At 45.0% G+C, this 6,585-nt stretch carries 6 protein-coding genes; 3 read left to right on the top strand and 3 right to left on the bottom strand.

Annotation, left to right across the window (positions count from 1 at the left end):
* The first annotated feature begins 64 nt into the window (after nucleotides 1–64).
* The 3 genes from rpmI to I8752_RS15130 are packed head-to-tail and all read left to right on the top strand — an operon-like array spanning nucleotide 65 to nucleotide 1,515.
* Entirely contained in the window at nucleotides 65–262 is a 198-nt protein-coding gene (gene rpmI / locus I8752_RS15140) for a 50S ribosomal protein L35 (RefSeq protein WP_214433142.1), read from the top strand.
* Nucleotides 263–281: 19 nt separating this feature from the next.
* Nucleotides 282–638: a 50S ribosomal protein L20 gene (rplT, locus tag I8752_RS15135; RefSeq protein ID WP_214433141.1), complete on the top strand. Its 357-nt coding sequence runs from the start codon at nucleotides 282–284 to the stop codon at nucleotides 636–638.
* A gap of 10 nt (nucleotides 639–648) precedes the next feature.
* The gene (locus tag I8752_RS15130; protein WP_214433140.1) at nucleotides 649–1,515 is read left to right on the top strand and encodes a transporter substrate-binding domain-containing protein; all 867 of its coding nucleotides are present in this window, start codon (nucleotides 649–651) and stop codon (nucleotides 1,513–1,515) included.
* 158 nt (nucleotides 1,516–1,673) lie between these two features.
* Here the strand turns inward: I8752_RS15130 and hpnH are convergent, their stop codons facing one another.
* The 3 genes from hpnH to I8752_RS15115 form a co-directional block, all read right to left on the bottom strand.
* Complete coding sequence (gene hpnH, locus I8752_RS15125) at nucleotides 1,674–2,693, bottom strand: adenosyl-hopene transferase HpnH (protein WP_214433139.1); 1,020 nt, start codon at nucleotides 2,691–2,693, stop codon at nucleotides 1,674–1,676.
* Between the two features lie 82 nt (nucleotides 2,694–2,775).
* Nucleotides 2,776–3,783 (bottom strand): hopanoid-associated sugar epimerase, encoded by a 1,008-nt coding sequence (gene hpnA / locus I8752_RS15120; protein ID WP_214433158.1) that lies wholly within the window; start codon nucleotides 3,781–3,783, stop codon nucleotides 2,776–2,778.
* Nucleotides 3,784–3,814: 31 nt separating this feature from the next.
* Nucleotides 3,815–6,529 carry an efflux RND transporter permease subunit gene (locus I8752_RS15115; protein ID WP_214433138.1) on the bottom strand — a complete coding sequence of 905 codons (2,715 nt, stop codon included), beginning with the start codon at nucleotides 6,527–6,529 and terminating at the stop codon, nucleotides 3,815–3,817.
* Nucleotides 6,530–6,585 lie beyond the last annotated feature (56 nt).

The following is a 6,585-nucleotide window of genomic DNA, read 5'->3' as shown; positions in this document are numbered from 1 at the left end:
TCTCCTGTCCACTACCTCGTTGATTAGTATATAATGATGGATCGTGTCGAATTGAAGCCAGCTCATGCCTAAACTAAAGACTCGTAAAGCAGCGGCAAAGCGATTCCGTGCCACTGGTACAGGTAAAATCGTGCGTCGTAAAGCTTTCAAAAACCACCTTTTGGAACACAAAAGTTCTAACAAAAAGCGTAAACTGTCCAAAACTACACTTGTACACGAACGCGACGAAGAAAACGTGCGTTTGATGCTCCCATATTTGTAAGTTCTTCAGGAATTAAATTATGACTAGGGTAAAACGCGGTAACGTAGCTCGTAAACGCCGCAATAAAATTCTCAAACTAGCTAAAGGTTTTCGCGGTTCCCACTCAACTTTGTTTAGAACCGCTAACCAACAAGTAATGAAGGCACTACGAAGTGCTTACCGCGATCGCAAAAAGAAAAAGCGCGATTTTCGTCGCCTTTGGATCGCTCGGATCAATGCTGCTGCAAGACAACACGGACTGAGTTATAGCCAGTTCATCGGCAATTTGAAAAAAGCTGATGTGCAACTCAATCGCAAAATGTTGGCACAATTAGCAGTTCTCGATCCAGCTAGCTTTAGCAAGGTCGCTGAATTGGCCAGTCAAGCCAAAGGATAAACTCGGAAGTATGAAGGCTGAAGTGTATCCCACAGATAAATCTGGGGGCTGGAAAAAGGATGCCTATATACGGCGAAGATTCTTTTTTTCATCCTTCATCCTTTATTCTTCTTTTCTATTATTAATCGCAGCCATTGTTTGCATTTCTATCTTCGGAACGGGATTAAGCGCATCTGCCGCTCAAATGCCAGAAATTCAGCGGCGGGGCTATTTAAATATTGCTGTCAAAGATAACTTGCGTCCTTTAGGGTTTAGAGATGCCAGCGGCAATTTGCAAGGCTTAGAAATTGACTTAGCAAAACGCTTGGCAGTTGATTTGCTAGGGAAAGCAGATGCTGTCAAGTTGCAACCCGTAATGAACCGCGATCGCTTGTCTGTGGTTTTAGACAAGAAAGTTGATTTGGCGATCGCCAGGGTGACAGCAACCAATTCACGCGCTCGCTTAGTTAGTTTCAGTGTTCCTTACTATTTTGATAGCGCTGTATTAGTCACTAAAAATACCGCTATTCAGCAGCTAAAAGATTTGGCAAAACAAAAAATTGCCGTACTCCAAAATTCCAGTACCATAGCTCAAGTGCGTTACTATGTGCCTAATGCAGAGTTGCTAGGCGTTAATTCTTACGCAGAAGCGCGAGAGCGAATAGAAAGTAATGCCGCAGTAGCATTTGCCGCAGATGCTAGCGTTCTCAGCGGTTGGGTACAACAATATCCCGAATATCGGCTACTGCCAATCAAGCTATCAACTGAACCTTTGTCAGTCGTGATGCCCAAAGGCTTGCAATACGATGAATTGAGACGGCGAGTAAATGAAGCGATCGCTCGTTACACAGCAGAAGGTTGGCTTGAGGAACGTATCAAATATTGGGGTTTAGCCTGAGTGAGTGCTGAGTGCTGAGTGCTGAGTGCTGAGTACTTTTTACTTTACTCAGCACTAATACCAACTCGTAATTTGTAATTAAGAAATTCAGATAGGGTCTGGGTTTCGGGGTTTGAATGTATTGCTCTGTTTTGGCGAATTGGTATAAATAAGGTTAATTACCGATTTCCCAAGACGCTACCAAGGGCACGAGCCATATTTTGTGGCTGCATTGCATCCATTGCTGCTGTGGGTTCGTAGCCGCAATGAACCATACAATCGGCACAATGGGGATTACCACTAGCGCGACCGTATTGACTCCAATCAGTTTTTGCTAACAATTCCTTGAAGGTGGCGTAATAACCTTCGTTTAGTAAATAACAAGGTTTTTGCCAACCAAGAACGCTATAACTAGGGCTACCCCAAGGCGTGCATTCATAGTCTTTTTCACCGATGAGAAAGTCTAGGAACAAGGGATTGTGATTAAAGTTCCAGTTTTTTACACCAGTTTTGTAGGGAGTCAAAATTTCTCGGAAAAGGGCGCGGGTTTGTTCGCGCTTGAGAAAATGATCTTGGTCTGGGGCCCAATCATAGCTGTAGCCTGGAGAAATCATCATCCCATCAGTATTTAGTGTTTCTAGGAAGTCAAAAAACTCCTGCATTTCTTTAGGGTCGCAACCTTCAAAGATAGTAGTGTTAGTCGTGACCCGAAAGCCTTTAGCTTTAGCTGCGCGAATGGCTTGCACGGCAATATCAAAAACACCTTTGCGGTCTACACATTTATCATGCCACTCCCGCATTCCATCGAGATGCATGCTAAAAGTCAGGTAAGGAGAAGGTTGAAACTTATCTAGGCTCTTTTCTAGTAACAAGCCGTTGGTACACAAGTAAACATACTTCTTGCGCTCAACTAATCCCCGGACAATCTCAGCAATCTGGGGATGTAGCAAAGGTTCTCCCCCAGGAATTGAGACAACTGGTGCGCCGCACTCTTCCACGGCGGCAAAGCACTGTTCTGGGGTAAGATTTTGCTTGAGAACTTCCGTTGGATGCTGGATTTTGCCGCAACCAGAACAAGCTAGATTACAGCGAAATAGGGGTTCTAACATCAATACGAGTGGGAAGCGTTTACGTCCTAAAAGACGCTGCTTAACCAAATACTTCCCGATATCCATAGCTTGTTGTAGATTAATTGCCATTGTTTCTATCACTCCTGTGTTGAGCAAAAATACCACTTTCCGAAGCCCCAAATTTATGTGTAGGGTCTGAAATTTTTAATTTTTAATTTTTAATTTTTAATTCCCCGTAGGGGTTAACATAGCCTTCAGAAACAAACCAATCTACAGCCTCCTTAAGTGCCACATTTAAAGAAGATTGAGGCAAACCTAACTCTCGCACTGCCTTGGAGGCATCGTAGTACATAGGTTGTTTAGCCATCCGAACGCCATCTAAAGGGACTGATGGCGGTTTGCCCAACGGTGCGAGAATCTTTTCATCAACCCAGGCTACACCCAAAGGCAACCAAGCAGGTACAGTTCGTTGGGGTGCTGTTAAACCTGTAATCTGGGCGAGTTGGTCGAGTAATTGCTTCAAGGTCAGGTTTTGATGACCTAAAATATAGCGATCGCCCGATTTCCCTTTTTGCAAAGCCAGTAAATGTCCCCATGCCACATCCTGCACTGCGATAAAATTGAGACCAGTATCTAAATAAAAGGGCATTTGTCGCCGCAAAAACCGCAGGATAATATCACCAGTTGGGGTAGGCTTGATATCTAACGATCCAATCGGGCTACTAGGATTGACCACAACTACATCCTGACCTGTAGCAACGGCTTGCATAGCTTCTCGTTCAGCCAGAAATTTAGACTTTTTGTAATCACCCACCAATTTTTCTAAAGGACTTTGATGAGTTTCATCGACAATTTGACCAAATGCTCCCGCTCCAATTGCTGCTACCGAACTGGTATAAACAGTGCGCTCAATTCCGGCTTTGCGGGCTGCTGCTAACACATTGCGCGTACCTAAAACATTATTTTGATAGAGTAGTTGGCGATCGCTTTGCCACAGAGAATAATGAGCTGCTACATGAAATAGATACTGACAATCCTTCATGTGTTGCCATTCTAGATCGTTTAAATCGCCCTTGACAATTTCCACCTCTAGACCGCGCAGATTATCCAGATTGCTGCTAGGACGTACTAACGCTTTGACTGCGTATCCCTGTTGCAGCAACAACTGCACCAGATGAGCACCAATAAAACCCGTACCCCCCGTGACAAAGACTTTCATCAAATTTTCTCCCTCATCCTCCTCATCTCCCTCATCCCTCCTTGCTCCTCTTAAACCGGGGAAACCAATCATCTAAAATTGCGTAGACCACAGGTACAACAATCAAGCTGAGGATAGTTGAGGTTACTAGTCCGCCGGTAATAGCTACAGCCATAGGCGATCGCAATTCTGAACCTGCTCCTAAACCTAAAGCGAGTGGTAGCATTCCTAAAATAGCTGCGGCAGTTGTCATCATGATTGGTCTAAGGCGCACTAATCCGGTCTTAAGGATTGCTTCAGTGCGGTCTAAGCCAGCTTTGCGTTGCTGGTTAATGTAATCTACAAGCAAGATGGCATTTTTGTTTGCTAGCCCCAGCAAAAACACAAAGCCGATCAGTGAGATCATGCCAAAATCGCTTTTGGTAATTAATAGCGCTAGCATTGCCCCAATCAGTGCTAGAGGCAAAGAAACACCAATAACCAGAGGATCTACCCAGCTTTTAAACAGCAAAATCAGTACCACGATAATGCATAAGGCCGATAGAGCTAAAGTAGTGCCGAAACTGCCAAAAACCTCTCCTTGACGGGCTGAGTCTCCTCCCAAATCCAAGGTAACATTAGGAGGCAACACTGCTTGAGTTTCAGCTACTAATTTATCAGTAGCATCACCTAAAGACAAATCCTTGCCAAGATTAGCACTGATATAAGCTACCCGCTGATTATTTAGCCGCTCGATTTGAGAAACTGTGCCCTGTGAATTCGCTCCACCTGTAACTGTGACATCAGCGAATCCTGGTAGTTTTTGAATCCTGTCTTTAATTGCCTTGGCTGCTTTACTGAGGGCTTGGAGATCGTTCCCTCTTAATGCTACTTGGAGAGGTTTTTGTCCGCCAGTATCGACAAATTGAATGTCTTCAACACTAGTAGTCACCCCAGGCAAAGCAGGTAAAGAAGAGCGAAATTGGTCTTGTAGTGCTGCCGTTGCGATCTTGCGGTTTTCCTTAAGTTTCACATAGAGCGTACCCTTGTTAGGTTCCCCCTCACGCGACCCCACTGTAGTAAATACCGTTTCCACTGCTGGCGATTTTCTCACTACCTCTTCTAGTTTTTTAGCAACTTCCAGAGAATCATTTAAGGGATTAGGGATTGGGAGAGATGCGGAGAGTGGGAGACGCGGGGACGCGGAGAGTAATTTCCCCGCGTCCTCGCGTCTTTGCGTCCCTGTGTCCTCAGAAGGGATACTCGGCAAAGGAGCTATATAAGTAATATTGAACTCGCCACGGTCTAGTTTAGGAATAAACCCTTTGGGAATGAGTGGAATTATTGCTATACCTGCGATAAAGCTAACTACAGCTAATCCGATGACTATTTTGCGGTGGTTCAAAGACCATTGCAGCAAGTATGTGTAAGATTGGGCAAAAGCTACCCAAATTTTTGCTTCCCGACGGCGAGGAGAACCTGAAGATTTAGGTTTTAACCAGTAAATAGCTAGAACTGGAGATAAGGTTCGGGCAACTAGCAAAGAAGCAAGCATTGCTGCGGAAACAGTGATCCCAAAGGGTTTGAAAAACTGCCCGATTACTCCACCCATCAAACCTATGGGTAGAAAAACTGCTACTGCCGTCAATGTGGCGGCGGTGACTGTCAAGCCGATTTCATTAGTGGCTAAAAGCGCTGCTTGACGAGGACTTTCCCCATCTTCGACGTGCCGCATGATGTTTTCTACATCAACGATCGCATCATCAACAATACTGCCAATCACTAAAGCCAAAGCCAACAACGTAATCGTTTCTAAGTTAAAGCCGTAAATCGCCATGACGATAAACGTTGCTAACAAAGATGTCGGAATCGCCAAGGCAGAGATCAGAGTTGCCCGCCAGTTCCACAAAAAGGGGAAGATTACCACAATAGACAACAAGACTGCTTCTATTAGAGCATCTATCGTTGACTGGGTGGCATGGCGGATATATTCTGCCTGGGTAGCGGCTAAGGTCAGTTTGACATTTTTGAGGTTAGGTCGCAGTTTTTGAACTTCTTTCTCTACCCGACTGACAACTTCTATGGTGTTGGCGCTACCGCGTTTAATTACCTGAAATGCTAATGCATTTTGACCGTTAAACCGCACTAATGTTGCTCCTGTTTCAGGCAGGGCAGCTGTACTGGCATTAGCTGGCTGTAGGGAAGGAGATGGGCTAGGAGCGCCCAATATAGAGACTTTCAGCACTCCTGGTAACTTGGCGATCGCTGGTATAATTTGGTCTTTTGTCAGTTTGGTTAGTTCTGTCAGATTCTGTGAATCACTCTCAATGGCATAGCTAATAGCAGCCGACTCGTTCAGATTTAGAGGAATAACTTTGTAAGTTGCTCCCTTGGGCAAAGTTACCTGCTTAAGCGCAGTTTCTACCTTGCGGGTCGATGCTTCTAAATTAGTGCCAACAAAAAAAGATAAACTAACCGCAGTTTGACCGGGATAGATGGATGCGCGGATATCCTCAAGTCCTTCCAGAGAACGCAGTCTTTCTTCCAGTGGCTTAGTAAGTTTGGCCTCTGTATCCAAGGCAGTTGTCAAAGAGGTCGCTGTAGCATTCACCACCACCACTGGAAAAGTAATATCTGGAAACAAAGCATACTTGAGGGAACTGAAAGCAAGAATACCAGCGACAGTTACGGCAATCCAAAAACTCACCGTCAACCACGAAAAGTCTATTGCCAATCTGGAGATATTGAAGCGCTCTCTTGCGGATTGCCAGCTGTTATGCTTTACCATCTTGGAAAATTCATCGTGTGGGTGAGTAGGGGGAAGCAGGGGGCAGGGGAGTAGGG

Source organism: Dendronalium phyllosphericum CENA369, assembly GCF_016056275.1.
Lineage (GTDB): Bacteria > Cyanobacteriota > Cyanobacteriia > Cyanobacteriales > Nostocaceae > Dendronalium > Dendronalium phyllosphericum.
Note: the sequence above shows the minus strand (reverse complement) of the source record. Positions and strands in the feature narration are given on the sequence as shown.

What these genes read in the sequence shown, in the direction of transcription:
- I8752_RS15115 (WP_214433138.1), bottom strand. Translation starts at nt 6,529, where the DNA reads ATGGTAAAGCATAACAGCTGGCAATCCGCAAGAGAGCGCTTCAATATC.
- rplT (WP_214433141.1), top strand. Translation starts at nt 282, where the DNA reads ATGACTAGGGTAAAACGCGGTAACGTAGCTCGTAAACGCCGCAATAAA.
- I8752_RS15130 (WP_214433140.1), top strand. Translation starts at nt 649, where the DNA reads ATGAAGGCTGAAGTGTATCCCACAGATAAATCTGGGGGCTGGAAAAAG.
- hpnH (WP_214433139.1), bottom strand. Translation starts at nt 2,693, where the DNA reads ATGGCAATTAATCTACAACAAGCTATGGATATCGGGAAGTATTTGGTT.
- hpnA (WP_214433158.1), bottom strand. Translation starts at nt 3,783, where the DNA reads ATGAAAGTCTTTGTCACGGGGGGTACGGGTTTTATTGGTGCTCATCTG.
- rpmI (WP_214433142.1), top strand. Translation starts at nt 65, where the DNA reads ATGCCTAAACTAAAGACTCGTAAAGCAGCGGCAAAGCGATTCCGTGCC.